Origin of the sequence: Citrobacter sp. Cb041, assembly GCF_030336655.1 — a bacterium.
GTDB classification, from domain to species: Bacteria; Pseudomonadota; Gammaproteobacteria; order Enterobacterales; family Enterobacteriaceae; genus Citrobacter; species Citrobacter braakii.
The window spans coordinates 147,165-173,599 of record NZ_JAOWDD010000041.1 but is presented as its reverse complement, the minus strand read 5'-3'; the positions used below and the strand labels follow the sequence as shown (position 1 = coordinate 173,599).

The 26,435-nt window shown below is 49.3% G+C and carries 21 protein-coding genes, 1 tRNA gene and 1 pseudogene; 13 read left to right on the top strand and 10 right to left on the bottom strand.

The window, feature by feature from the left end; translation table 11 throughout:
- The 3 genes from pyrD to OGV52_RS18630 form a co-directional block, all read right to left on the bottom strand.
- A partial coding sequence (pyrD, locus tag OGV52_RS18640) for a quinone-dependent dihydroorotate dehydrogenase (RefSeq protein ID WP_287108246.1) occupies window positions 1–899 on the bottom strand: 899 nt, incomplete at its 3' end.
- 204 nt (window positions 900–1,103) lie between these two features.
- Entirely contained in the window at window positions 1,104–2,099 is a 996-nt protein-coding gene (locus OGV52_RS18635; RefSeq protein WP_200014248.1) for a PDDEXK family nuclease, read from the bottom strand.
- 134 nt (window positions 2,100–2,233) lie between these two features.
- Window positions 2,234–3,550, bottom strand: a complete 1,317-nt coding sequence (locus OGV52_RS18630; protein WP_200014250.1) for a DNA cytosine methyltransferase — start codon at window positions 3,548–3,550, stop codon at window positions 2,234–2,236.
- An 84-nt stretch (window positions 3,551–3,634) separates the two neighbouring features.
- On the opposite strand from OGV52_RS18630, the gene OGV52_RS18625 reads away from it, so the two are divergent.
- From OGV52_RS18625 to OGV52_RS18615, 3 genes are all read left to right on the top strand, one after another.
- On the top strand, window positions 3,635–5,143 hold the full coding sequence (locus tag OGV52_RS18625; protein ID WP_233598402.1) for an McrB family protein: 1,509 nt from the start codon (window positions 3,635–3,637) through the stop codon (window positions 5,141–5,143).
- A gap of 2 nt (window positions 5,144–5,145) precedes the next feature.
- Entirely contained in the window at window positions 5,146–6,393 is a 1,248-nt protein-coding gene (locus tag OGV52_RS18620; RefSeq protein WP_286455337.1) for an LlaJI family restriction endonuclease, read from the top strand.
- A gap of 472 nt (window positions 6,394–6,865) precedes the next feature.
- Entirely contained in the window at window positions 6,866–7,255 is a 390-nt protein-coding gene (locus OGV52_RS18615) for a type II restriction endonuclease (protein WP_279272497.1), read from the top strand.
- An 870-nt stretch (window positions 7,256–8,125) separates the two neighbouring features.
- Here the strand turns inward: OGV52_RS18615 and OGV52_RS18610 are convergent.
- Window positions 8,126–8,210 (bottom strand) — tRNA-Leu (locus OGV52_RS18610).
- Window positions 8,211–8,430: 220 nt separating this feature from the next.
- On the opposite strand from OGV52_RS18610, the pseudogene ahr reads away from it, so the two are divergent.
- Window positions 8,431–9,451 (top strand): annotated as a pseudogene (gene ahr, locus OGV52_RS18605) (NADPH-dependent aldehyde reductase Ahr).
- A 30-nt stretch (window positions 9,452–9,481) separates the two neighbouring features.
- Here ahr and idnK read toward each other — a convergent pair.
- On the bottom strand, window positions 9,482–10,003 hold the full coding sequence (gene idnK / locus OGV52_RS18600; protein ID WP_047358547.1) for a gluconokinase: 522 nt from the start codon (window positions 10,001–10,003) through the stop codon (window positions 9,482–9,484).
- A gap of 217 nt (window positions 10,004–10,220) precedes the next feature.
- Between idnK and idnD the strand changes: the two genes are divergently transcribed.
- From idnD to OGV52_RS18575, 5 genes are all read left to right on the top strand, one after another.
- Window positions 10,221–11,264, top strand: a complete 1,044-nt coding sequence (gene idnD, locus OGV52_RS18595) for an L-idonate 5-dehydrogenase (protein ID WP_287108932.1) — start codon at window positions 10,221–10,223, stop codon at window positions 11,262–11,264.
- Window positions 11,265–11,275: 11 nt separating this feature from the next.
- Complete coding sequence (gene idnO, locus OGV52_RS18590; protein WP_016151510.1) at window positions 11,276–12,040, top strand: gluconate 5-dehydrogenase; 765 nt, start codon at window positions 11,276–11,278, stop codon at window positions 12,038–12,040.
- A 187-nt stretch (window positions 12,041–12,227) separates the two neighbouring features.
- A complete protein-coding gene (idnT, locus tag OGV52_RS18585; RefSeq protein WP_016155581.1) occupies window positions 12,228–13,547 on the top strand; it encodes a gnt-II system L-idonate transporter in 1,320 nt (439 codons plus the stop codon).
- Between the two features lie 52 nt (window positions 13,548–13,599).
- A complete protein-coding gene (idnR, locus tag OGV52_RS18580; RefSeq protein WP_065554566.1) occupies window positions 13,600–14,598 on the top strand; it encodes a DNA-binding transcriptional regulator IdnR in 999 nt (332 codons plus the stop codon).
- Window positions 14,599–14,677: 79 nt separating this feature from the next.
- The gene (locus tag OGV52_RS18575; RefSeq protein WP_046275851.1) at window positions 14,678–16,180 is read left to right on the top strand and encodes a helicase HerA-like C-terminal domain-containing protein; all 1,503 of its coding nucleotides are present in this window, start codon (window positions 14,678–14,680) and stop codon (window positions 16,178–16,180) included.
- A gap of 39 nt (window positions 16,181–16,219) precedes the next feature.
- Here the strand turns inward: OGV52_RS18575 and lptG are convergent, their stop codons facing one another.
- From lptG to OGV52_RS18560, 3 genes are all read right to left on the bottom strand, one after another.
- Complete coding sequence (lptG, locus tag OGV52_RS18570) at window positions 16,220–17,302, bottom strand: LPS export ABC transporter permease LptG (protein ID WP_008786067.1); 1,083 nt, start codon at window positions 17,300–17,302, stop codon at window positions 16,220–16,222.
- Complete coding sequence (gene lptF / locus OGV52_RS18565; protein WP_016151506.1) at window positions 17,302–18,402, bottom strand: LPS export ABC transporter permease LptF; 1,101 nt, start codon at window positions 18,400–18,402, stop codon at window positions 17,302–17,304. The genes lptG and lptF overlap by 1 nt, the downstream gene beginning before the upstream one ends.
- Before the next feature lie 62 nt (window positions 18,403–18,464).
- Window positions 18,465–18,515 carry a hypothetical protein gene (locus tag OGV52_RS18560; RefSeq protein ID WP_212723231.1) on the bottom strand — a complete coding sequence of 17 codons (51 nt, stop codon included), beginning with the start codon at window positions 18,513–18,515 and terminating at the stop codon, window positions 18,465–18,467.
- Window positions 18,516–18,668: 153 nt separating this feature from the next.
- On the opposite strand from OGV52_RS18560, the gene pepA reads away from it, so the two are divergent.
- The 3 genes from pepA to OGV52_RS18545 all read left to right on the top strand — a co-directional run bounded on the left by pepA (window position 18,669) and on the right by OGV52_RS18545 (window position 23,589).
- Window positions 18,669–20,180: a leucyl aminopeptidase gene (gene pepA, locus OGV52_RS18555; RefSeq protein WP_003025870.1), complete on the top strand. Its 1,512-nt coding sequence runs from the start codon at window positions 18,669–18,671 to the stop codon at window positions 20,178–20,180.
- 110 nt (window positions 20,181–20,290) lie between these two features.
- Window positions 20,291–20,734 (top strand): DNA polymerase III subunit chi, encoded by a 444-nt coding sequence (holC, locus tag OGV52_RS18550; RefSeq protein ID WP_016151505.1) that lies wholly within the window; start codon window positions 20,291–20,293, stop codon window positions 20,732–20,734.
- The gene (locus OGV52_RS18545) at window positions 20,734–23,589 is read left to right on the top strand and encodes a valine--tRNA ligase (protein ID WP_287108931.1); all 2,856 of its coding nucleotides are present in this window, start codon (window positions 20,734–20,736) and stop codon (window positions 23,587–23,589) included. Before holC ends, OGV52_RS18545 begins: the two co-directional genes overlap by 1 nt.
- A 56-nt stretch (window positions 23,590–23,645) precedes the next feature.
- Here OGV52_RS18545 and OGV52_RS18540 read toward each other — a convergent pair whose 3' ends face one another.
- On the bottom strand, window positions 23,646–24,836 hold the full coding sequence (locus tag OGV52_RS18540) for a YjgN family protein (RefSeq protein ID WP_141875837.1): 1,191 nt from the start codon (window positions 24,834–24,836) through the stop codon (window positions 23,646–23,648).
- A 193-nt stretch (window positions 24,837–25,029) separates the two neighbouring features.
- Here OGV52_RS18540 and OGV52_RS18535 point away from each other — a divergent pair, with 193 nt between their 5' ends.
- Entirely contained in the window at window positions 25,030–25,533 is a 504-nt protein-coding gene (locus OGV52_RS18535; RefSeq protein WP_016155577.1) for a GNAT family N-acetyltransferase, read from the top strand.
- A gap of 26 nt (window positions 25,534–25,559) precedes the next feature.
- On the opposite strand, the gene OGV52_RS18530 is transcribed toward OGV52_RS18535, so the two are convergent.
- The gene (locus OGV52_RS18530) at window positions 25,560–26,390 is read right to left on the bottom strand and encodes a topoisomerase II (RefSeq protein ID WP_287108929.1); all 831 of its coding nucleotides are present in this window, start codon (window positions 26,388–26,390) and stop codon (window positions 25,560–25,562) included.
- Window positions 26,391–26,435: the final 45 nt, after the last annotated feature.

Below are 26,435 nucleotides of genomic sequence, written 5' to 3'. Positions count from 1 at the left end.
GAGTCGATACCACCAACCCCAATAATCGGCAGCTGACCTTTTAATTCCTGAGACAACTGGCGAATAATTTCTGTACTTTTTAATTGTAACGGTCGACCGCTCAGGCCACCCATTTGATCGCAATTTTTCATTCCCTGAACGAGAGAACGATCGAGAGTGGTGTTAGTCGAAATTACGCCATCAATATTATGACGAACTAAACTGTCAGCAACCTGGATCAGTTCTTCCACAGAAAGATCCGGTGCGATCTTAACCGCCACTGGAACATATTTATGGTGGATCGCTTGCAGATCATTTTGCTTATTTTTAATTGCCGTCAGAAGATCATCCAACGCCTCACCATATTGCAGCGTACGTAATCCCGGCGTATTCGGTGAAGAGATATTAATCGCGATATAACCAGCATAAGCATAGACTTTTTCCATACAAATCAGATAGTCATCTTTGCCGTTTTCTACCGGAGTATCTTTATTCTTACCAATATTAATCCCCAGAATACCGTCAAAATGCGATTTTTTAACGTTCTCAACCAGGTTATCAACCCCCAGGTTATTAAACCCCATGCGGTTGATCAAACCTTCTGCATCGACCAGACGAAACAGACGTGGTTTATCATTACCCGGCTGAGGACGCGGCGTCACGGTACCAATCTCAATGGAACCAAATCCCATCGCGCCGAGCGCATCAATGCACTCCCCGTCTTTATCCAGTCCGGCAGCAAGCCCGAGTGGATTTTTAAACGTCAGCCCCATACAGGTAACCGGTTTTGCGGGTACTTTCTGGCGGACAAGCGCTTCGAGCGGCGTGCCGGTAATGCGACGTAATTGCTGGAATGTCAATTCATGAGCGCGCTCTGGATCGAGCTGGAAAAGGGCTTTACGAACGAAGGGGTAGTACATGAACTCTCCTGGATTCCCGGTGTGCAAACCGGGGTCGTATTATGTGCGATCGCGAGCAAAAAGGGAATTGACCTGCGGCAATAAATAGCAATCGTTTTCCTACTTACAAGTTTGACAGCTAGTGTAGAGGGCGTTTATAGCTCGACTGCGAGATTCAGGAGAATGGTACCTGAGGATCTTATTTTGGCTGTCCATATTCAGCAACTACTCTATCTTTTCAATATTGAATCCATCACGACGAACAAAATCGATTAATCGCTCAATATTTCCAAGTCCCCATTGGTTTGAAATAGCTACAAGCTCGCCTGATGGTAACTCAATCATCGCATCATCATTCATATGAAACCTGTTCTTACGCCCTTCAGGGATATGATCTGCTAATGCTATTGTTCTACTTTTTAATATTTCACTTAATTTTGCTGTCAGCTCACTAAAATCGCTTGGGTTATGCTTCGCGATCCAGTCGGTAAAAAGCTCAAGAGCAAGTTTTCTTTTATTAAAAACCAGCCCCTTATACCTATATTCAGAGTAATCTCGCTCTGATTTCTGGCTGCTTGCAATCTGCTCTACGCGCTTTTCTCTGAACCTCACCTGATACTCTTCAAGCTCCGGAACAGGAATTATCTGCTCCGCATTGATTAAGACTTCACCGTTGAAGTTATACGGCGTCAAGCGGACACAACGAATATCCACTCCTTTATCTCTCAACCAGATAGCTGTTGTCGTCAACTCTTTACTAAAATCGGCTGAAGCAAGAATAATTCTGATATCTTTGCCAAAATCCACAAGTTCAGTATCTTCCAGTTCAACAAATTCGAGTATTTGTGCTTTAGCATCTATATCTAAGTCATGCTTTTGCAGATAAGCTTGGTAATACTCACATGCTTTCGCAAAACTCATAGTAGAAATCATCGCGGCATATCTTAATGCCTGCAATTCCATATGTGCACCGACTTCATCACGTTTTAATTCAATGACAACTAAATTCGCCTGCTTATCGATGGCTAATAGATCTATTCTTCGCCTACTGTCTTCCCAGTCTGAAAACTCTTCCGATATAACGAGACAGTCTGGTGCGACAATATCGATATTTTTCTTGAGAGCCTCTTGCAAGTCATAACGTTCTTGCAAGCCTTCAATAGTAAATGTCGTTTTTGTTAATGCAGTAAGGTTTTTATCAGAGATGCAGTACAGCGCCACGTAGAATTCCTTTTATCAAAAATACAGGAGTTACATATTTTTCAATACATACCTTATTAACTAATTTTTTTATAAAACACCTTACCATTAATTCTTACATATAAATAGCAAGGTGCTTTCACTCCTCTACATACTTAACTAACAGTTTTTTTCATCTTTATATTACTGGCTCTAAGCTTATCTGCTTCAGATATTGCGCCAACCATTTCTTTCGCAACAGCATCAATCACATTAATACATACCGAATTGCCAAACTGTTTATAAATCTGACCTTGTGAAACAGCATCAACAATATAATCATCAGGAAACCCTTGGAGCCGAGCACACTCACGCGGAGTTAGCTTTCTCGGATTTTTATTAAGATGAGACTGATCAATTAATATCTCAGAACCATCTTTATAGTAACGTGCACTAATTGTATTAGTGTATTCACTATTTTCATTAAAAAGTGAATAACCGAAACCATTTCCTTTCTTTTCATGCTCAAGTTTTCGTTTCTGATGGCCGATCCAAAGTTTGTCAGATATTGTATATCTATCATCAAGCTCAGAAATATTGCTCAGATCCTCTAAAATATCACCAACTTTTGTTGGTGTCATTGGGGGTTTTGGCCAATTAAAGATATTATCAAAATCAACCCCACTAAAATAATCCTTATCAAAGCCGACAATAAATATCCGTTCACGATTTTGTGGTGCACCGAAATCGCCTGCACGAAGTACTTTATAATCAACCCAATAATTGAGTTTCTCCGATAACGCAGTCCGAGCATCTTCGCTAATCGGAATATCATCAGGTATTGAATGGGCGCTTTGCCCTCTGAGAATATCCAGAATCGTCTTTAGCGTACGGCCTTTATCATGGCCTTGGAGTTGTTTGACATTTTCAAGCATAAATGCTTTTGGGCGTTTAGTTGCAAGAATCCGTTGAATCTCGAAGAACATAGTCCCGCGAGTATCACTAAATCCTTTTTTAAGTCCTGCCTGGGAAAATGCCTGGCAAGGGAAACCACCAAGAAGGATATCGTGATCAGGAATATCCGTTGCTTTAATCTTAGTGATGTCTCCATGTGGCATCTCACCAAAGTTAGTCAAGTATGTCTTCTGCGAGAATTTATCCCATTCAGAAGAAAAGACGCATTGCCCCCCCAACCGCTGGTAAGGTAGTCGAATTCCACCGATACCAGCAAACAGATCAATAAATGTAAATTTTGATTCACATGTTGCTTTTTGCCGGAAAGGGGCATTCTGTAAGTATTCAGTCATTTGTTTTTCAACAGCTAGTATAGCCTGCCATTTTGTGGATGAAGGGGTATGTTCCCCTTCTTCCCAACCACGGACAGTCCGTTCGCCAGCAGAGCCTAGCCCTAGTAGGTTGGCGAATTCTGTGCGTCCGAGCCCTAATCTTTTTCTCAGTTCTTTGATATGATGCGATTTATTCTGATTGTTCATGATAGGTCATTTTTATCCGGTTTTTGTCCTGGTAATCGTAACACTGTACAAATGATCAATCAATACAGCTAATGGAGGATGGCTATGTCACAGTCTCAATTGCAGCAATTGTATGATAAAAATGTTCAGTGGAATGCTAGCTCAGTTTTTAATGTAAATTTTCTCGGAACTGGTTCTTTTTTTGAGGTGAGTAATTCATCAGGGAAAGTGCATGATATCTCTTTCCAATGCATCCTTCAGTCACTGAAAGATATCCAAGCTAGTGATAAAGCTAAGCAATTTATAAATTATACTGTACAAACACCAACTCCGATAAGAAATGAGCTGATAGCAGACCAACAGACATTTGTCAGTATTTCCCCTATAGGCAACATTCAATGTATTGAATGGAAATATTTTGAAAAAATGGTCCGCGTGTTAGGCTTAAACGTTTTTACCCATCCTCGCGCCAAAGTAGCGGCGCAAGAACAATCCAAGCTTTTTTTTAATGTTGTATCCAGATTTATACATATTGCTACTAATAAAATTCCGCAAGAGCTTGACGAACGAACATCGTTCAGTGAACAAGATATCCTAATCACAATAGAATATCTTGAGCAAGTAATATCTGATTGTACTATATTCACACCTATGTCATTAAAAAGTTCAACCATAACATCCAGTGTAATTTCTAAAAGAATAAAGAATACTATTTATCTTGGTGCTCCTGGCACTGGGAAAAGTTATACGATTGAACAGTTGACTGCTGAAGCGCAAAAATTTCGTACAGTATTCCACCCTGACACACAGTATAGTGATTTAGTAGGAAGTTTAAAACCAAGGATGAGAAGTAATGGTGAATCACAAACTATTAGTTATGAATTTCGCCCTGGAGCTTTCACTAATGCATTTATCCAAGCGAAAAACAATCCAAATCAGAGAGTTTTTTTAATAATTGAGGAGATTAATAGAGCACCCGCGGCAGCAGTATTCGGTGATTTATTTCAGTTACTCGACCCAGACTGTAACTATGAAATAGATATCGACCCAGATATGTTAGATTACATAAATAGTCATCTTACACAATGCATCGATAAATTATCTTTACCAGTAAATTTAACTATCTTGGCAACAATGAATAGCAGCGATCAAGGAGTTAATTTCTTGGATACTGCATTTAAACGTCGCTGGGCTATTCGATATATCCCGATTGACTATTCAAAAGCAACCCCAGGGGTACTTTATCTTCCTTTACAGGGCGATATTTATCAGGTCGAATGGAGTGATTTTTCAAAAATAATCAATGAAAGGCTCACAGTGTTGGGTATCCCCGAAGATCGTCTGCTTGGTCATCGCTTTTTATCATTAGGAGACCTAAGCGATCCTAGCTCTGCAAATGATTCACTTCGTTACAAACTCTTCGTCTATCTATGGGACGATGTTTTACGACACGGTAAAAGGTCTAATATCTTCGCAACAGAGATTGGAGGTATCAGCATCACAAGTTTCGGGCAACTAGTTGCCGCATTCTCGGAAGGTAAATCTGTTTTCGAAAGTAGCCTAGAGGAAACACTTATATCAGCTGGAACTATTCAACCAGAAGAGGTCGAATAATAATGAATATAGTTCTACATGAGGATAAGTGTGTAGTTAATAGTTTACCTAAACATGTCCGTAATATATTAAACACAGAAAACCTAATTTATAAAGAACAAGACAGACTAGATTTTTGTGGCATTGTGGTACAAAAAAACAGAGTCGATATATTTTTACCAAGAAATAGTGGAGCGACAAGAGATGAGGATCCACTAAAACTTGGCGCATCTCTTATCCGTGCAATCTATAAATATACCTTGAATAGAGATCGTACTTCAGTTTCAGATGGTGTCTCTGAAAACGTTATAGGAGATTCATTAATTAGTTTAGCATTTACACTTCTCGATGACTATATCAAGAATGGTATTTATATAAGGAGGGAATCTTCCATCAAAAAAAACATAGGAAAAACAGATTGGAAGCGAACTATTCGTAGAGTTCAAAATTATCCTGTTTCAAACTCTTTTATATATTTGAATACTCTTGGTAGGAAAAGAACTACCCATCATGATGATGAAGTATCTCGCATTCACGCGGAAGTCATTCGTGAGTTAAATGATCTCGTTGGATGGATTATCTTCGATACAACTTCAACAATTTCCTCTGAACTTGTTCATATAAACCATTCCTCTGGGGATATCAAAACTAAATTACAAATATTAGAAAAGGAAATGAGATTAATCTATGCAGACAAAGATTTAAAACTCATGAAAGATCTATCAATGTATTTATCAAATAAAAATAAATATTCGGATAACAATATCGTTATTGGCATAAATAGATTTCACACAATGTGGGAACATATGATTGATTCTTGCATGCTTTGGAAATTTGATATCAATCGTAGGCTGGCTAAGCCTAGTTATAAAATAGATAGTGAATTCAAAATTGCAGTACAAAAAGGAGGTCGTACTGACACTGTTTTGATGAATTCTGATGAAAATGTATTCGCCATTATTGATGCAAAATACTATGGTGCGAACAATGTAGCAAACCTGCCTGGATGGCCAGACCTCATCAAACAATTTTTTTATGCCTCAGCATTAAAAGATATATACCCAGAAGCTACAATCTATAACTATTTTATATTTCCAGGAATATCTGGAATCGTAGAATCAGCACATATTGAAGATCCAATCACAAGAGAGCAACAGGACGTTCAGTATCCCCCCATCAAATGTGAATATCTCAATCCAATGATGCTCATTGAATTCTATGTATCTGGAAAAAAGCTTGTAGACCTATCTGAAAAACTTCTTCATATGTAATAACTCGACTAAAAATTAAAGCCATGAAAATTATAAAAATATAATTTGGACAGATTAATTAATGTTACCGGATATAATTTATTTTATTTATATACACCTCTTGACGAAGTTAACCCAACAAAATATTTTAATTGCTGTCTTTTAGAGGGATTATCTCCCTGCTCAAAAATTGAATTAAAGTAATAAAAAAATTTATTACTTGATTATATTTATTTGACCTTTATATTTTGATTAAAAACTATACGCATATTGATCCATGTCATGTTTTCTCAACTTTATATCAGATCTATAAAAAGTATATAAGTTAAGTTTATCATATGGTTACTAAGAATATTTGTTATATATATCATTGCCGACTTGACTCGGCAACTTAGTTGTTTAGTATATAGTCGTTATATTATTTCATCCATAGACTTTAAACTTATTTATTAAACCTAACATATATTTAATTATTATTAACAAGAGGTTGATAATGACTACGTCCCCGATTTACCTTAAGCAATCATGTATTAAAACTTTAACCGCAGTTGAAGCCAATCGAGACGCCTCAAATCAACACGAATTTAACGGAGTTTCTCAACTAAAACAGATATTTGGTAAAGCTAGATTCACTAAGGAAGTAATATTTTCTATTAGAGGAACGGATACATTCTGCAAAGATACTATCACTTGGTATGATGCTAGAGAGAATTCCCCGGACAGAAGCGAGTTTCGCCTCTATTTTCGAGATAATTATGTTATGGAACAAGCTTGTGAAGGTGACAACATTATTGTTGGCATTGATAAAAGTAACCAAACTCATATTATTTTAATCAAACAGAATAATGCTGAGTATCAAGGACGCATACCTAACTGGAGTTGATTTTTGTTGTTTATTGAACTTACTAATAAAAAATTAGTAAAATTATAATTCCTTGCCCCAGAGTCAATATTCTGGGGCATTATTTATTTTCTAACTATGCTAGTTTAATATATTTAGATTTATGAACACTGGGTTCTAACACGTTTACATCAACGCTCTTGATATACTGACAAATTCTGGCCTAGATATCCTCTTTGGGTACAGTTGAGCGCATTAGTGTCAAATGTACTATTTCATGCGGTTCATAACTGCTGCGTTACTCAATGAATGCAGAAATTACTGCCCGCGTAGCTTTTTCATGCATACGCACCACCACGCCAAAAAACGTTGAGAAATGTTTAGGGTAGCTATCGTATTGTACGGAAATCCCTAGCCCGTAGACATCTTGAGCTACTTAATTAAATAGCCTATTAGGGCGCCATGATAACGTCAAATATTGATAAGCTGGCCCCAGATCTTATCAGTCCAAAACTGTGGATACGAATACGTTTCACAACAGTTGAACACTGCCGGATAGATCCCCCTGCGCCTGACCTTAGAGTTCAACCTCGAGGCTTTATCCGGTGTTAACTCAGTTCAGATTTCTTATCGGAAAAATTCGTTACAGACTTAAATGAGTTGAATTTGTCCATCAACGGCTCAAATGTATCTAGATTATCCGAGCCGATTCAATCGACTGAGATTGAGCAGCCCGTGCATAACTTACTCAACGTCAGTTTGAAAGATTTGTCGGACACCGACGATACCATTCGTTGGCATATATGAACAGAAAAGGGTAGACGTGGACAGACTAAGCAAGACAGAAAATGTGCTTACATTCCATTTTTATGGACTAAACTAGAGATTAGTATACTTGAAAAAAGCTTTGTATGGTGCCGAAGGCCGGACTCGAACCGGCACGTATTTCTACGGTTGATTTTGAATCAACTGCGTCTACCGATTTCGCCACTCCGGCACGGAAGGGATGCGGAAAACGTTGTGGATTATACCTGTCATGCGCCACCATGCAAGCACCAGCGTGTGTCTGACTCGCTAAGTGTTGAAAATTTCAGCATTCCCTCTCTCACCTGCAACCATCGTCACAGTTTGCCCCCTTATTAATCCCCCCTTCTGCGAAGCGTCCCGTTTCCCCATGCTCTACACTTCCAGTTCAACACCACACTGAGGGAAACACGATGTCGATGATAAAAAGCTACGCCGCAAAAGCGGCGGGCAGCGAACTCGAACTCTATGAATATGATGCGGGCGAGCTTAAGCCGGAAGATGTCGAAGTCCAGGTCGATTACTGCGGTATCTGCCATTCCGATTTGTCGATGATCGACAACGAATGGGGGTTCTCTCAGTATCCGCTGGTGGCCCGGGCATGAGGTGATTGGTCGCGTGGCGGCGCTCGGCAGCGCGGCGCAAGATAAAGGTCTGAAGGTTGGTCAGCGTGTCGGCATTGGCTGGACGGCGCGCAGCTGCGGGTACTGCGACGCCTGTATCAGCGGCAATCAGATTAACTGTCTGGAAGGTTCCGTTCCCACTATTCTCAATCGCGGTGGCTTTGCCGAGAAGCTGCGGGCCGACTGGCAGTGGGTGATCCCGCTGCCGGAGAGCATCGATCTGGCGGCGGCGGGTCCCTTGTTGTGCGGCGGTATCACGGTGTTCAAACCGCTGCTGATGCACCATATCACCGCCACCAGCCGCGTTGGGGTGATCGGCATCGGCGGCCTGGGGCATATCGCCATTAAGCTGTTACACGCGATGGGGTGCGAAGTGACCGCGTTCAGCTCCAATCCGGCGAAAGAGCAGGAAGTGCTGGCGATGGGAGCGGATAAGGTGGTTAACAGCCGCGATCCGGATGCGCTAAAAGCGCTGGCGGGCCAGTTCGATCTCATTATTAACACGGTTAACGTCGATCTCGACTGGCAGCCTTATTTTGAAGCACTGGCCTACGGCGGTAACTTCCATACCGTCGGCGCGGTGCTGAAGCCGCTGCCGGTGCCAGCGTTCACCTTAATTGCCGGCGATCGCAGCATCTCCGGTTCGGCAACCGGTACGCCGTTCGAACTGCGCAAGCTGATGAAGTTTGCCGGACGCAGCAAGGTGTCGCCCACCACCGAACTGTACCCGATGTCGCAAATTAACGACGCTATCCAGCACGTGCGTGACGGCAAAGCCCGCTACCGCGTGGTGCTGAAAGCCGACTTCTGATGCAAGGCTCAGTCCCGCAAGGGGCTGGGCTTATTGCCCGTTACGAAACGCGAGCACCGCCTGGCGGCACTGTTCCGTCACATGCTCAATGTCATGGTTCACGTCGATGCGGGCAATATCACGTTCGTCCTCCTGCGGGCACTCCAGCGCATCGAACTGGCTTTTGAGTAATCCCACAGGCATAAAATGCCCTGCCCGACGCTGCATGCGCGCCAGAATGGTCTCGTAATCGCCGTCCAGCCACAAAAAATGCACATTCGGACTGCCCTGCCGCAATATATCGCGATACTGTTTTTTTAATGACGAGCAGACAATAAACCCGGTCTCATTCTTTTTATATAAACTGTATGAAGCGTCATTTAATCGCGCTAACCACGGTAGTCGGTCTTCATCGGTTAATGGAATACCTTCAGACATTTTATCAATATTTTTGGCCGGATGGAGATCGTCACCATCAATGAATTTAGCCGATAATACTGCAGCAATTTTGCTTCCAATTAAAGATTTACCGCTACCCGAAACGCCCATCAAAATATAACTTTCCCCGGCCATTGAAAAAACTCCAGATTCATATTCCATGGCGCGATACTACGCCTTCCACATTGCAGAATTCACCTTTTTTCGGCGTGGCTGAGCAGATTTACAAGGCGCATCACGTTATGCGTAACATTGTAGTGTAACAATTTTCCAGCGTGATCTTTATCACAAATAATAACAATCAAAACCGTTTAAATGCTGCCGAGGTTACTACCTGACCAGTGAGGCATTTATGCAAGTCAAAACACAATCCTGCGTTGTCGCGGGTAAGAAAACTGTTACCATTACCGACCAAAATATTGAATGGAATAATAAAGGAACGCTGGTACAAATTACCCGCGGCGGAATTTGTGGTTCCGACTTACATTATTATCAGGAAGGAAAAGTCGGTAATTTTACCGTTAAAGCACCGATGATTTTAGGCCATGAAGTTATTGGTAAAGTGGTGCACAGCGACTCAAAAGAATTACATGAAGGTCAGTCGGTGGCTATTAATCCGTCGAAGCCCTGTGGCCACTGTAAATACTGTCTGCAGCACGAAGAAAACCAGTGCACGGAAATGCGCTTTTTTGGTAGCGCCATGTATTTTCCCCACGTTGACGGCGGCTTTACCCGATTTAAAACCGTCGATACCGCGCAGTGCATCCCCTACCCCCAGCACGCCGATGAAAAAGGCATGGCCTTTGCCGAACCGCTGGCAGTCGCGATCCACGCCGCGCATGAAGCAGGAGACCTGCAGGGCAAACGCGTGTTTATCTCCGGCGTGGGGCCTATCGGCTGCCTGATCGTCAGCGCGGTGAAAACGCTCGGCGCAGCAGAAATTGTCTGTGCTGATATCAGCCCGCGCTCGCTGTCGCTGGCCCAGCAGATGGGGGCTGACACGCTGATTAACCCGCAGCAGGACTCGCTCGATGAGTGGAAAAAAGAAAAAGGCTACTTCGACGTCAGCTTCGAAGTCTCTGGTCATCCGTCCTCAATCACCACCTGCCTGGAAGTCACCCGCGCGAAAGGCGTGATGGTGCAGGTCGGCATGGGCGGTGCGGTGCCGGACTTCCCGATGATGATGCTGATCGGCAAAGAGATCGCGCTCAAAGGCTCGTTCCGCTTTACCACCGAGTTCAACACTGCGGTGTCGTGGCTGGCGAATAACGTTATCGATCCGCTGCCATTACTCAGCGCCGAATATCCGTTTACCGAGCTTGAACAGGCGCTGATCTTTGCCGGGGATAAAACCCAGGCAGCGAAAGTCCAGCTCGTTTTTGCTGAAACAAAATAAGGAAGAACATAATGAACGATCTTTTTTCGCTGGATGGCAAAAATATTCTGATCACCGGTTCGGCCCAGGGTATTGGTTATTTACTGGCGACCGGGCTGGGTAAATATGGCGCGCAGATTATCGTCAATGATATTACGCCGGAGCGCGCGGAGGCTGCCGTCGCCAAACTGCAACAGGAAGGGATCCGCGCCGTTGCTGCGCCGTTTAATGTTACGCAGAAACAGGACATTGATGCCGCCATCGACCATATCGAAAAAGACATTGGCCCAATCGATGTGCTGGTGAATAACGCCGGTATTCAGCGCCGCCATCCGTTTACCGAGTTCCCGGAGCAGGACTGGAACGATGTGATTGCCGTTAACCAGACGGCGGTGTTCCTGGTCTCGCAGGCAGTAACGCGTCGCATGGTGGAACGTCAGGCCGGGAAGGTCATCAACATCTGCTCCATGCAGAGCGAACTGGGCCGCGACACCATCACGCCGTATGCCGCCTCGAAAGGCGCGGTGAAAATGCTCACCCGCGGTATGTGCGTTGAGCTGGCACGCCACAATATCCAGGTCAACGGTATCGCACCGGGCTACTTCAAAACCGAGATGACCAAAGCGCTGGTCGAGGATGAAGCCTTCACCGCCTGGCTGTGCAAACGTACGCCAGCCGCGCGCTGGGGCGATCCGCAGGAGCTGATTGGCGCGGCGGTCTTCCTCTCTTCCAAAGCATCCGATTTTGTTAACGGGCACCTGTTGTTTGTCGATGGCGGCATGCTGGTCGCCGTCTGATACAACACAACGCAACATCACGCAGCGCCCAGGCGCTGCATTTTTGGCCACCCCTAAATAATCCGAGTTGCAGGACGGCGGCAAGTGAATGAACCCGATGAGCTTACTTGAGTAAGTGATTCAGGTGAGTGAGCGCAACCAACACACCAGTAACTTGCAGTATGACGGGGATATAAGAGAAACGATTATGCCATTAATAATAATTGCGGCAGGCGTCGCGCTGCTCCTGGTCCTGATGATTGGTTTTAAAGTTAACGGCTTTATTGCTCTGGTCCTGGTGGCGGCGGTCGTCGGTTTTGCCGAAGGGATGGATGCCCAGGCCGTTTTGCACTCAATACAAAATGGGATCGGCGGGACGCTCGGCGGTCTGGCGATGATCCTTGGCTTCGGTGCAATGCTCGGTAAGCTGATTTCCGATACCGGCGCGGCTCAGCGCATCGCCACCACGCTGATTGGCACGTTTGGTAAAAAACGCGTGCAGTGGGCGCTGGTGATCACCGGTCTGGTGGTGGGTCTGGCGATGTTTTTCGAAGTCGGCTTTGTTCTGCTGCTGCCGCTGGTGTTTACGGTGGTGGCCTCTTCCGGCCTGCCGCTGCTGTACGTTGGCGTCCCGATGGTAGCTGCTCTGTCCGTGACCCACTGTTTTCTGCCGCCGCATCCGGGGCCGACCGCGATTGCCACCATTTTCGAGGCTAATCTTGGCACCACCCTGCTGTACGGCTTTATTATTACTATCCCGACGGTGATTGTTGCCGGGCCGCTGTTTTCTAAGCTGCTGACCCGCTTTGAGAAAGCGCCGCCGGAAGGGTTATTCAACCCGCATCTGTTCACCGAAGAAGAGATGCCGTCGTTCTGGAACAGTATCTTTGCCGCAGTAATCCCGGTCATACTGATGGCGGTCGCCGCAGTGTGCGAAATCACGCTGCCGAAAACCAACAGCGTACGGGTCTTCTTTGAGTTTATCGGTAACCCTGCCGTCGCGTTGTTTATCGCTATCGTGCTCGCCATTTTTACCCTTGGTCGACGTAACGGACGTACGATCGAGCAAATTATGGATATCATTGGCGACTCTATCGGCGCGATTGCGATGATTGTGTTTATCATCGCCGGGGGCGGCGCGTTTAAGCAGGTTCTGGTCGACAGCGGCGTCGGGCAATATATCTCGCACCTGATGACCGGCACATCGCTTTCTCCGCTGCTGATGTGCTGGACGGTCGCCGCCTTGCTGCGTATCGCGCTCGGTTCAGCCACCGTGGCGGCGATCACCACCGCAGGCGTGGTACTGCCGATTATTAACGTCACCCACGCCGACCCGGCGCTGATGGTGCTGGCTACCGGCGCGGGCAGCGTGATTGCCTCCCACGTTAACGATCCGGGATTCTGGCTGTTTAAAGGCTATTTTAATCTCAGCGTCGGGGAAACGTTGCGTACCTGGACGGTAATGGAGACGCTGATTTCCATTATGGGGCTGCTGGGGGTTCTGGCGCTGAACGCCATTCTGCATTAAGACGGTCATCACCGGGGAGCACAGATCCGCGCTCCCCGGCACTGGAGAGAAAATGAGGAACCACAGAATTTCTTTGCAAGACATCGCCACGCTGGCGGGCGTGACCAAAATGACGGTGAGCCGCTACATTCGCTCGCCAAAAAAGGTCGCAAAGGAAACCGGTGAACGCATCGCGCAGATTATGGAGGAGATTAATTACATCCCCAACCGCGCGCCCGCGATGCTGCTGAATGCGCAAAGCTATACGCTTGGCGTGCTGATCCCCTCGTTTCAAAACCAGCTGTTCGCAGACATTCTGGCCGGCATTGAGTCGGTCACCTCGGATCATAACTATCAGACGCTGATCGCCAACTACAATTACGACCGGGAATCCGAGGAAGAGTCGGTGATCAATCTGCTGTCATACAATATCGACGGCATTATCCTGTCCGAGAAATATCACACCCTGCGCACGGTGAAGTTTCTGCGTTCAGCCAACATTCCGGTGGTGGAGCTGATGGATATTCAGGGCGATCGTCTGGACATGGAAGTGGGCTTCGATAACCGTCAGGCGGCATTTGATATGGTCAGCACCATGCTGGATAAACGCCAGCGGCACAAAATCCTCTATCTCGGTTCGAAAGACGACGTCCGCGATGAACAGCGCTATCGCGGCTATTGCGATGCCATGACGCGCCGGGATCTGGTGCCGCTGCGCGTCAATCCGCGTTCTATTTCGTCCATCCATCTCGGCACCCAGATGATGCGGGACGCGCTCGCCGCGCATCCGGATTTAGACGGCGTTTTTTGCACCAACGACGATATTGCGATGGGCGCGCTGCTGCTGTGCCGCGAGCGCGATCTGGCCGTTCCGGAACAGATCTCGATTGCCGGTTTCCACGGGCTGGAAATGGGCAGGCAGATGATCCCAAGCCTCGCCAGCGTGATCACCCCGCGTTTTGACATTGGCCGCATGGCAGCGCAGATGTTGCTGAGCAAAATCAAGAACAACGACCATAACCACAACACCGTGGATTTGGGGTACCAGATTTATCACGGCAATACGCTTTAAGTCATTTTCTCTGGCCATCGCATACTCTCTTTGATGGACATTGCCTATACTCCAGGCAAGATAAATGGAGGAAATCTCAATGAGCACACCCCTGCTAATTGCCCGCACGCCGGACACCGAACTGTTTTTACTGCCAGGCATGGCCAACCGTCACGGACTGATTACCGGCGCGACCGGGACCGGTAAAACCGTCACGCTACAGAAGCTGGCCGAATCGCTGTCTGAAATTGGCGTACCGGTATTTATGGCCGATGTGAAAGGCGACTTAACCGGCGTGGCCGAGGAAGGGCAGGCCTCTGAAAAGCTGCTCGCCCGCCTGAAAAATATCGGCATTACCGACTGGCAACCGCATGCTAATCCGGTCACGGTGTGGGATATCTTCGGCGAAAAAGGTCACCCCGTGCGGGCCACAGTATCTGACCTCGGCCCGCTGCTGCTGGCCCGTTTGCTGAACCTCAACGACGTACAGTCCGGCGTGCTGGATATTATCTTCCGCATTGCTGATGACCAGGGTCTGCTGCTGCTCGATTTCAAAGACCTGCGAGCCATTACCCAGTACATCGGCGATAACGCCAAATCCTTCCAGAATCAGTATGGCAATATCAGCAGCGCCTCGGTCGGGGCAATCCAGCGTGGACTGCTGTCGCTGGAGCAACAGGGTGCGGCGCACTTCTTTGGCGAACCGATGCTGGACATCAAAGACTGGATGCGAACTGACGCCAGCGGCAAAGGGATGATCAACATCCTCAGCGCAGAGAAGCTCTACCAGATGCCCAAATTGTACGCCGCCAGCCTGCTGTGGATGCTCTCCGAACTATACGAACAGTTGCCGGAAGCAGGCGATCTGGAGAAGCCAAAACTGGTGTTCTTCTTCGATGAAGCTCACCTGCTGTTCAACGACGCTCCGCAGGTGCTGCTGGATAAAATCGAACAGGTGATCCGCCTGATTCGCTCGAAAGGGGTCGGCGTGTGGTTCGTCTCGCAAAACCCGTCAGATATTCCAGACAACGTGCTCGGTCAGTTGGGGAACCGCGTGCAGCACGCCCTGCGCGCGTTTACACCGAAGGATCAGAAAGCAGTGAAAACCGCGGCGCAAACCATGCGCGCCAACCCGGCATTTGATACCGAAAAAGCCATTCAGGAACTGGGAACCGGCGAGGCGCTGGTGTCGTTTCTGGACGCTAAAGGCAGCCCGTCGGTGGTTGAACGAGCAATGGTGATTGCGCCATGCTCACGCATGGGACCGGTGACGGATGACGAGCGTAACGGACTGATTAATCACTCCTCGCTGTACGGTAAATATGAAGAACAGATCGACCGCGAGTCCGCCTATGAGCGTTTACAGCAAGGCGTGCAGGCCAGCACCGAGCAGCAAAATACACCTCCCGCCAACGGTAAAGCGATCGATGTGGACGGCGGTATTCTCGGTGGATTGAAGGATATTCTGTTTGGCAGCACCGGACCGCGCGGCGGCAAGCGCGATGGCGTGGTACAGAGTGTGGCGAAGAGCGCGGCGCGACAGGTCACCAATCAGATAATCCGCGGCATGTTGGGGAGTTTGATGGGCGGGCGAAAACGCTAGCAGGAAGGCGCCCCTCCCGCACAGCGGGAGGGGCGAATATCAGGACTTACGCAGCATCAGCCACAGGCTTATCAGGAAGAAGCTGGCGCTTGGCAGCAACGCGCCGATAATCGGCGGAATGCCGTACACCAGCGTCAGCGGGCCAAAGATTTGGTCCAGCACATAGAACACAAAGCCGAAGCTAATCCCTGTCACCACGCGCACGCCCATCGGGACGCTACGCAGCGGACCAAAGATAAACGACAGCGCCATCAGCATCATTACCGCCACAGACAGCGGCTGGAAGACTTTGCTCCACATATTGAGCTGGTAGCGTCCGGCGTCCTGGCCGCTCGACTTCAGGTACTTCACGTAGTTATGCAGACCACTAATCGAGAGCGCATCAGGATCCAACGCCACGACGCCGAGCTTGTCGGGTGTAAGGTTGGTTTTCCAGGTGCCGCTCACCGTCTGCGAGCCGGTGATTTGCTTCGGATCGGTCAGGTTGGATTCATCCACCTGCGACAAACGCCAGACCTTCTGCTCCGGGTCAAACGTCGCACTTGCGGCATAGCGGACGGACTGCAAACGGCGCTTGTCGTTAAAGGAGTAGATGCTAATTCCGCCTAACTCGGCGTCACCTTTCACCCGCTCGATGTAGACAAAGCTGTCGCCATCTTTCGCCCACAAACCTTGCTGGGTAGAGAGCAGCGAGCCGCCGTACATCTGCTGCGCACGGTAGTTACGCGCCATTTGTTCGCCCTGCGGCGCCACCCATTCGCCGATGGCCATCGTCAGCAGCACCAGCGGAATCGCGGTTTTCATCACCGACAACGCCACCTGCATACGGGTAAAGCCAGAAGCCTGCATGACCACCAGTTCACTGCGCTGCGCCAGCATGCCCAGCCCCAGCAAAGCACCCAGCAGCGCCGCCATCGGGAAGAAGATCTGGATATCTTTCGGCGCGCTGAGCAGGGTATACAGCCCGGCGCCCATCGCATCGTAGCTCCCCTGCCCGGCTTTTTTCAGCTGGTCGACAAACTTGATGATCCCGGAGAGCGACACCAGCATGAACAACGTCATCATGATGGTGGTGAAAATGGTTTTACCGATATAGCGGTCAAGTACACCAAAAGGCTGCATTATACCGCTCCTTTACGCATAAAACGGGCACGTAAGCGGCGCATCGGCACCGTATCCCAGAGGTTAAGCACAATCGCCAGCGCCAGATACGCCAGGTTAACCGTCCACATCCAGAACACCGGATCCAGCTTACCTTTGCCGCCGTTCGACTTCAGCGATGTCTGAACCAGGAAGAACAGCAAATAAAGCAGCATTGCTGGCAGCATGGACAGTACGCGACCCTGACGCGGGTTCACCACGCTCAGCGGTACAACCATCAGCGCCATCATAAATACGGTGAATACTAACGTGATACGCCAGGTCAGCTCCGCACGGGCGCGATCGGTGTCGGTCGTCCATAGCGTACGCATGGTCATCTGGTCGGTATCGTTTGGATCCAGCGCCACGGCCTGATGACCGATAATCGCCTGATAATTCTGGAAGTCGGTAATGCGGAAATCGCGCAGCAGCGCGGTCCCTTCAAAACGCGTCCCCTGGTTCAGCGTCACGACCTGAGAGCCATCGCGCAATTGAGTAAGATGACCGGAGTCCGCTACCACCACCGAAGGACGGGCGTTACCTTTCGGGCGGATTTGCGCGAGGAACACATCGTTGAAATTACTGCCGTCAACGCTTTCGATAAACAGCACCGAGCCGCCGTTAGTGGCCTGCTGGAATTGCCCCTGAGCAAGCGCCGCCATACCGGGGTTCGCTTTCGCCTCCGCCAGGACTTCGTCCTGATGTCTGGAGGACCACGGTCCGGCCCACATCACGTTGACCGCCGCAATAATACTGGTAAACAGCGCCAGCACCATCGCCGCTTTCACTAAGACAGCCTTGCTCAGCCCGCAGGCGTGCATGACCGTAATTTCACTTTCGGTATACAGTTTGCCCAGCGTCATCAGCAGCCCGAGGAACAGGCTTAATGGCAAGATAAGTTGCGCCATTTCTGGCACGCCCAGCCCCAGCAGCGAGAGCACCAGATTCGCCGGGATATCACCGTCAACCGCCGCACCAAGGATCCTGACTAACTTTTGACAAAAGAAGATCAAAAGCAGGATGAATAGGATCGCAAGTTGGCTTTTGAGCGTTTCCCGAACCAGATATCTTATGATTATCACTTTAAATACGCCCGTAAAAACCCGTCTTTTGCCGGAATTTAGCTTGTTTCATGGCTTAAACGTCATTTATTCTCTTGAGTCGTCGAAATCGTCGCTAAGATCATTATACTCAACGGATCCACCTCTCAGAAATTGTTCTGACGTGCCAATGCCGTAATAACGTTAAGATTAACACGAAGTCACCGCAACAGCGGGTATGAGTTACGAAAGCTTGCAATTCTATCCGTAGCCACCGCCGTTGTCTTTAAGATTCAGGAGCGTAGTGCATGGAGTTCAGTGTAAAAAGCGGTAGCCCGGAGAAACAGCGGAGTGCGTGCATCGTCGTGGGTGTCTTTGAACCACGCCGTCTCTCTCCGATTGCAGAGCAGCTCGACAAGATCAGCGACGGGTACATCAGCGCACTGCTGCGTCGTGGCGAACTGGAAGGCAAACCAGGTCAAACCCTGTTGCTGCACCATGTTCCTAACGTTCTGTCTGAGCGAATTCTCCTCATTGGTTGTGGCAAAGAGCGCGAGCTTGATGAGCGCCAGTACAAGCAGGTCATTCAGAAAACCATCAATACGCTGAATGATACTGGTTCAATGGAAGCCGTCTGCTTCCTGACTGAGCTGCACGTCAAAGGGCGCAATAACTACTGGAAAGTGCGTCAGGCCGTTGAGACAGCACAGGAAACGCTGTACAGCTTTGATCAACTGAAGACCAACAAAAGCGAGCCGCGTCGTCCGCTACGTAAAATGGTCTTCAACGTACCGACCCGCCGGGAACTGACCAGCGGTGAGCGTGCGATCCAGCACGGTCTGGCGATCGCCGCCGGCATTAAAGCGGCAAAAGATCTCGGCAACATGCCGCCGAACATCTGTAACGCCGCCTACCTTGCCTCTCAGGCGCGCCAACTGGCAGACAGCTACAGCAAAAATGTTGTAACCCGCGTGATCGGCGAGCAGCAGATGAAAGAGCTGGGCATGCACTCTTATCTGGCCGTCGGTCACGGCTCGCAGAATGAGTCGCTGATGTCGGTCATCGAGTACAAAGGCAATCCGTCCGAAGACGCGCGTCCGATCGTGCTGGTCGGTAAAGGGTTAACCTTTGACTCTGGCGGTATCTCCATCAAACCTGCCGAAGGCATGGATGAGATGAAATACGACATGTGCGGCGCGGCAGCGGTATATGGCGTGATGCGCATGGTGGCCGAGCTTCAACTGCCAATCAACGTCGTCGGCGTGCTGGCAGGCTGCGAAAACATGCCGGGTGGCCGTGCGTATCGTCCTGGCGACGTGCTGACCACCATGTCTGGTCAGACCGTTGAAGTACTCAATACCGATGCCGAAGGCCGTCTGGTCCTGTGCGACGTATTAACCTACGTCGAGCGCTTTGAGCCAGAAGCGGTGATTGACGTCGCAACCCTGACCGGCGCGTGCGTGATTGCGCTGGGCCATCACATCACTGGCCTGATGTCGAACCACAACCCGCTGGCGCATGAGCTGATCGGTGCGTCCGAACAGGCTGGCGACCGCGCGTGGCGTTTGCCGCTGGGTGATGAATACCAGGAACAGCTAGAGTCCAACTTTGCGGATATGGCGAACATCGGCGGACGTCCTGGCGGCGCCATTACCGCGGGCTGCTTCCTGTCACGCTTTACCCGTAAGTACAACTGGGCGCACCTCGATATCGCCGGTACCGCATGGCGTTCAGGGAAAGCCAAAGGCGCAACCGGTCGTCCGGTGGCGCTGCTGTCGCAATTCCTGCTCAATCGTGCCGGTTTTAACGGCGAAGAGTAAGGCGGTAAGCACAAGCAATAAGACCCGTAGGCCGGATAAGCGCAACGCCATCCGGCCTACGGTTGTGCATCATGGCAACGCATTTAAATTCACCAGAAGAAGCCCCATATATGAGAAACGCAACTTTCTATCTTCTGGACAATGACACGCAACACGATGGCTTAAGCGCCGTCGAGCAGTTGGTGTGTGAAATTGCCGCAGAACGTTGGCGTGCTGGCAAGCGCGTGCTGATCGCCTGCGAAAACGAAAAGCAGGCTCTTCGACTGGATGAAGCCCTGTGGGCAAGACCGGCAGAAAGCTTTGTTCCGCATAATCTGGCAGGTGAAGGCCCCAGAGGCGGCGCACCGGTAGAAATTGCCTGGCCGGAGAAACGCAACAGCAGCCCGCGCGACCTGCTTATCAGTTTGCGCGTTGGCTTTGCAGATTTTGCCACCGCTTTCACAGAAGTGATAGACTTCGTTCCTTACGAAGATTCTTTGAAACAATCGGCACGCGATCGCTACAAAGCTTACCGCGTGGCTGGTTTTAACCTGAATACGGCAACCTGGAAATAATGGAAAAGACATACAACCCACAAGATATCGAACAGCCGCTTTACGAGCACTGGGAAAAGCAGGGCTATTTCAAACCTAACGGCGATGAAAGCAAAGAGTCCTTCTGCATCATGATCCCGCCGCCGAACGTCACCGGCAGTTTGCATATGGGTCATGCTTTCCAGCAAACCATCATGGATACCATGATCCGCTACCAGCGCATGCAGGGTAAAAACACCCTGTGGCAGGCCGGTACCGATCACGCGGGTATCGCAACCCAGATGGTGGTTGAGCGTAAGATTGCCGCTGAAGAAGGTAAAACCCGCCACGACTACGGTCGCGAAGCGTTTATCGACAAAATCTGGCAGTGGAAAGCGGAATCCGGCGGCACCATCACCCGCCAGATGCGCCGTCTAGGCAACTCCGTTGACTGGGAGCGCGAGCGCTTCACTATGGACGAAGGTCTTTCCAATGCCGTGAAAGAAGTCTTCGTTCGCCTGTACAAAGAAGACCTGATTTACCGTGGCAAGCGCCTGGTGAACTGGGACCCGAAACTGCGCACCGCGATTTCCGACCTGGAAGTGGAAAACCGCGAGTCGAAAGGCTCAATGTGGCACATCCGCTATCCGCTGGCTGACGGCGCGAAAACCGCTGATGGTAAAGATTACCTGGTCGTCGCCACCACCCGTCCGGAAACCGTACTGGGCGATACCGGCGTGGCCGTAAACCCGGAAGATCCGCGTTATAAAGATCTGATTGGCAAGTTTGTTGTTCTGCCGCTGGTTAACCGCCGCATTCCCATTGTCGGCGATGAACACGCTGATATGGAAAAAGGCACCGGCTGCGTGAAGATCACCCCGGCGCACGACTTTAACGACTACGAAGTCGGGAAACGTCACGGCCTGCCGATGATCAATATTCTGACCTTTGACGGCGACATCCGTGAAACCGCGGAAGTGTACGACACCAAAGGCGAAGAGTCCGACGTTTATTCCAATGAAATCCCGGCTGAGTTCCAGAAGCTGGAGCGCTTTGCCGCGCGTAAAGCGGTGGTTGCCGCCGTTGATGCGCTGGGCCTGCTGGAAGAAATTAAACCGCACGACCTGACCGTACCTTACGGCGACCGTGGCGGCGTGGTTATTGAACCGATGCTGACCGATCAGTGGTACGTCCGTGCCGACGTGCTGGCGAAACCGGCGGTTGAAGCGGTTGAAAACGGCGACATTCAGTTCGTACCGAAGCAGTACGAAAACATGTACTTCTCCTGGATGCGCGATATTCAGGACTGGTGTATTTCCCGTCAGCTGTGGTGGGGTCACCGTATCCCGGCATGGTATGACAACGACGGCAACGTCTACGTCGGCCGTACTGAAGACGAAGTGCGTCAGGAAAACAACCTCGGTGCCGACATTCAGCTTCGCCAGGACGAAGACGTACTCGATACCTGGTTCTCCTCCGCACTGTGGACCTTCTCTACCCTGGGCTGGCCGGAAAACACCGACGCGCTGCGTCAGTTCCACCCAACCAGCGTGATGGTTTCCGGTTTCGACATCATCTTCTTCTGGATTGCCCGCATGATCATGATGACCATGCACTTCATCAAAGATGAAAACGGCAAGCCGCAAGTGCCGTTTAAGACCGTCTACATGACCGGTCTGATCCGCGACGACGAAGGCCAGAAGATGTCCAAATCCAAGGGCAACGTCATTGACCCGCTGGATATGGTCGACGGAATCTCCCTGGCAGAACTGCTGGAGAAACGTACCGGCAACATGATGCAGCCGCAGCTGGCCGAGAAGATTGCCAAGCGTACCGAGAAGCAGTTCCCGGACGGTATCGAGCCGCACGGCACCGACGCACTGCGCTTCACCCTGGCGGCGCTGGCCTCTACCGGTCGCGACATCAACTGGGATATGAAGCGTCTGGAAGGTTATCGTAACTTCTGTAACAAGCTGTGGAACGCCAGCCGCTTCGTGCTGATGAACACCGAAGACCAGGATTGCGGCTTCAACGGCGGCGAAATGACCCTGTCGCTGGCGGATCGCTGGATCCTTGCTGAATTCAACCAGACCATCAAAGCGTACCGCGAAGCGCTGGACAACTTCCGCTTCGACATCGCCGCGGGCATTCTGTACGAATTCACCTGGAACCAGTTCTGCGACTGGTATCTGGAGCTGACCAAGCCGGTCATAAACGGCGGTTCCGAGTCTGAACTGCGCGGTACCCGCAATACGCTGGTCACCGTTCTGGAAGGTCTGCTGCGCCTGGCGCATCCGATCATCCCGTTCATCACCGAGACCATCTGGCAGCGCGTGAAGGTGATTTCCGGTATTACCGCCGACACCATCATGCTGCAACCGTTCCCGGAATATAACGCCGCACAGGTTGATGAAGCCGCACTGGCTGATACCGAATGGCTGAAGCAGGCGATCGTTGCCGTACGTAACATCCGTGCGGAAATGAACATCGCCCCTGGTAAACCGCTCGAACTGCTGCTGCGTGGTTGCAGCGCTGATGCGATGCGCCGTGTGAACGATAACCGCAGCTTCCTGCTGAACCTGGCGCGTCTGGAAAGCATCACCGTACTGCCAGCCGATGACAAAGGTCCGGTTTCCGTGACCAAAATCATCGACGGCGCCGAGCTGCTGATCCCGATGGCTGGCCTCATCAATAAAGAAGATGAGCTGGCGCGTCTGGCGAAAGAAGTGGCGAAAATCGAAGGTGAGATTGCCCGTATCGAAGGCAAACTTTCTAACGAAGGTTTCGTTGCTCGCGCACCGGAAGCAGTTATCGCCAAAGAGCGTGAGAAGCTAGATGGTTATGCGGAAGCGAAAGCGAAGCTGATAGAACAGCAGGCGGTCATCGCCGCGCTGTAATAGCTGTTGACGTTATACACGTATTAAAGGCCGGAGCATGCTCCGGCCTTGTTGTATCAGATGAACGGGAAGTAGGTCATCACACCACGTGATACCCACATCGCCGGACCTGTTTCCAACGCCTCTGTATGGTCAGTCAGTTCCAGCGCATCCAAATCCCCTTGTACATGGGAGTTACTGGCCAGCCAACTGACCAGCCACATTTTCATCCACGGATAAGCTAGCCCAAACGTGATGCCTGAAATAAACAACACCAGAACAAAACGCCAGATCAGGCCATGTGCAGTGACGGAAGAATGAAAGCGGATTTTACCCTCGGCCAGCGCCAGGTTATTCATGAACAGATTACGTAGCGTGGTGTATAAATAGCTTCCAACCACAATAATTCCTGCGAAATAGAGAAAATAACTCGCCATTATTCTGCTCTGATTCTCCAGGATAAATTCGTCGTCGGCCACGCCTAACACAGCCAACATCACCATTTGCAGAAAAATAGGGGCAATTAGCCAGACAATCACAACAACAAATGGCAGCAGTACCAGCACGGCTTTAATACACCCCACTATGCTTGCTTTCATATTGACGTTAATAGTAAAGCGGTGAATACCAAAATTACCGCCATTACCCACTAACTGCATCCATTTTGCATAGGTAATACCGTAGGTGATACCCATGCCCACAATTCCCACCAACGCGATAAATGCTATTCTGATAAGCATTCCAGTACTGCCCTCAATCCAGTCGGTGGCAAGTATCAGAAGATAAATCACTCCCCAGTTCACCGCAGCAAGCACCACTGGCACAACCAGTAAAAAAAGCCATGCATGTAATTGTGAGCAGTCAAAACCAAAACGCACACCGTTAAGCGACGTCATCATCGCCTGATACTGCAGGCTTTTTATGGTCATTAATGGAAGGACAGCTACCAGTAAACCAATCAAAGTAAAACCAACGAGAGGGCTGCCGTTAGCAATAGAACTCATGCTGGCACCATAAACCACCATAATCGACAAGAAGCTTACGAATATCGCGCCACCTGTCGCCTTATAGGTAAAGGGTTGGCCATTGAGAGTCATATTCTCGTAAATATAACGCCGACATTTCACTATCGCCCACGGTGTATAAATACCCAGAGTAATACAACACAGCAAAAAATTGACAAGGCATATAATAAAGTACTGCCATCCCTTACCGATAAAAATAAATGTGTGCCGTTGATTTCCCCGACCACCAACAAAATCATTCATGAACAATATCCCTAATATAAATTCCATTAAGATAAAAAATAAAAACCAGTGTTTATTTACTGGTTCGTTTACAATACTATTTTTAATTAGCCAATGTATTTTAATTTTTTCTGATTCAGGAACGTCTTGCACCCGACAGAAGAGAGTGGTATTAAATAAATATATAAGTGTATTTTTAGAATTGAGCCATATTATGAATGTTGTGCTACCCTCCACGCTTACGCTGCGCCGAATCACCGCAGCAGATAATGCCGCTATCGCTGCGGTGATCCGCAAAGTTTCCGCTGAATACGGGCTTACTGCCGATAAAGGCTATACCGTTGCCGACCCTAATCTGGATGAACTATTCCAGGTTTACAGCCAGCCGGGCGCGGCCTACTGGGTGGTTGAGCAAAACGGTGAAGTCGTGGGCGGCGGTGGCGTTGCGCCATTAGGATGTAGCGAACCGGACATTTGCGAACTGCAAAAGATGTACTTCCTGTCGAGCGCACGCGGTCAGGGGCTGGCGAAAAAGCTGGCGCTGATGGCCCTCGAACATGCCCGTGAGCAGGGTTTCAAACAGTGCTATCTGGAGACCACGGCGTTTCTGACCGAGGCAATCCGCCTGTATGAACATTTAGGGTTTGAGCATATCAGCGAAGCGCTGGGCTGTACCGGGCACGTGGATTGCGAAGTGCGGATGTTAAAACCCCTCTGACTTCAGCCGGAGGGGCAATGGTTGTGTTACTGCATTTCGGCGGAGAGCATCAGCCGAATGACGCCAGCCGCGCGAGCGGTTGGCAGCGTCAGCACCTGTGACCATAAATCCTGCACCATTTCACAAGCGACTTTCTCTTTGCCCACACCTTTACTCGGATCAGCCATAATCTGGATATCCGGTCCAAAGCGCTGTACCAATCCCGGGCCGATGGATTGCAGATCCTGAAGCGCCAGCTGTTTCTCTTGCGCCGTAACCGTATGTTTGTTCGGGCCATAAGCCGCGTGCATCATACTCATGTCGCTGGCCATACGACGATTCATCAGCTCCCGCGGAATAATACGCACCGGGTTAATCCCGCCTTTCACCGCCGGGAACAGAAAGCGAAAACACTCGTCATCGCCCACTCTTGCCACCGCAGCAATCTGCTCTAGGTTAATTTTCATATACTCAATCACATTGGCATCGGGTGCCTGCTGCAAACGCGCCATCTGTACCTGCAGGATTTGCGGCTGAATAGCGTCGATAATCTGTTGTTCGCTTTTCCCAGCTTCTTTCAGTTGCGTTGCCTGGTTAAGGATGTTCTGCCATAACGCGGGTTCCTGCTCTTTAAGTACCTGATAAACAGGCATTGCCAGCATCGCATTTTCAAATTTCTGCGCGTCCGTCAGCCCATAATCAGGGCTTTCGCGCGGGATCAGGTAGTGCACATCAAACAGATTCCACGCGACAATCGCTACCACAAAAACCACCGCGCCGGAGATCTTTCCCAGCCAGCCTTTTTTGCGAAACATGCCAACGACGATAGCAATCACCGCCCCGATATAACCCGCCAACAATACGTGTGCCCAGTTCATTAACCATCCTTATGCAAAACAGTCTCTGTTGCGGGGATATATTTC

What these genes read in the sequence shown, in the direction of transcription:
- holC (WP_016151505.1), top strand. Translation starts at nt 20,291, where the DNA reads ATGAGAAACGCAACTTTCTATCTTCTGGACAATGACACGCAACACGAT.
- OGV52_RS18540 (WP_141875837.1), bottom strand. Translation starts at nt 24,836, where the DNA reads ATGAATGATTTTGTTGGTGGTCGGGGAAATCAACGGCACACATTTATT.
- idnK (WP_047358547.1), bottom strand. Translation starts at nt 10,003, where the DNA reads ATGGCCGGGGAAAGTTATATTTTGATGGGCGTTTCGGGTAGCGGTAAA.
- OGV52_RS18615 (WP_279272497.1), top strand. Translation starts at nt 6,866, where the DNA reads ATGACTACGTCCCCGATTTACCTTAAGCAATCATGTATTAAAACTTTA.
- idnR (WP_065554566.1), top strand. Translation starts at nt 13,600, where the DNA reads ATGAGGAACCACAGAATTTCTTTGCAAGACATCGCCACGCTGGCGGGC.
- lptG (WP_008786067.1), bottom strand. Translation starts at nt 17,302, where the DNA reads ATGCAGCCTTTTGGTGTACTTGACCGCTATATCGGTAAAACCATTTTC.
- OGV52_RS18530 (WP_287108929.1), bottom strand. Translation starts at nt 26,390, where the DNA reads ATGAACTGGGCACACGTATTGTTGGCGGGTTATATCGGGGCGGTGATT.
- idnT (WP_016155581.1), top strand. Translation starts at nt 12,228, where the DNA reads ATGCCATTAATAATAATTGCGGCAGGCGTCGCGCTGCTCCTGGTCCTG.
- OGV52_RS18630 (WP_200014250.1), bottom strand. Translation starts at nt 3,550, where the DNA reads ATGAACAATCAGAATAAATCGCATCATATCAAAGAACTGAGAAAAAGA.
- idnD (WP_287108932.1), top strand. Translation starts at nt 10,221, where the DNA reads ATGCAAGTCAAAACACAATCCTGCGTTGTCGCGGGTAAGAAAACTGTT.
- pepA (WP_003025870.1), top strand. Translation starts at nt 18,669, where the DNA reads ATGGAGTTCAGTGTAAAAAGCGGTAGCCCGGAGAAACAGCGGAGTGCG.
- OGV52_RS18575 (WP_046275851.1), top strand. Translation starts at nt 14,678, where the DNA reads ATGAGCACACCCCTGCTAATTGCCCGCACGCCGGACACCGAACTGTTT.
- OGV52_RS18625 (WP_233598402.1), top strand. Translation starts at nt 3,635, where the DNA reads ATGTCACAGTCTCAATTGCAGCAATTGTATGATAAAAATGTTCAGTGG.
- OGV52_RS18535 (WP_016155577.1), top strand. Translation starts at nt 25,030, where the DNA reads ATGAATGTTGTGCTACCCTCCACGCTTACGCTGCGCCGAATCACCGCA.
- idnO (WP_016151510.1), top strand. Translation starts at nt 11,276, where the DNA reads ATGAACGATCTTTTTTCGCTGGATGGCAAAAATATTCTGATCACCGGT.
- OGV52_RS18545 (WP_287108931.1), top strand. Translation starts at nt 20,734, where the DNA reads ATGGAAAAGACATACAACCCACAAGATATCGAACAGCCGCTTTACGAG.
- OGV52_RS18620 (WP_286455337.1), top strand. Translation starts at nt 5,146, where the DNA reads ATGAATATAGTTCTACATGAGGATAAGTGTGTAGTTAATAGTTTACCT.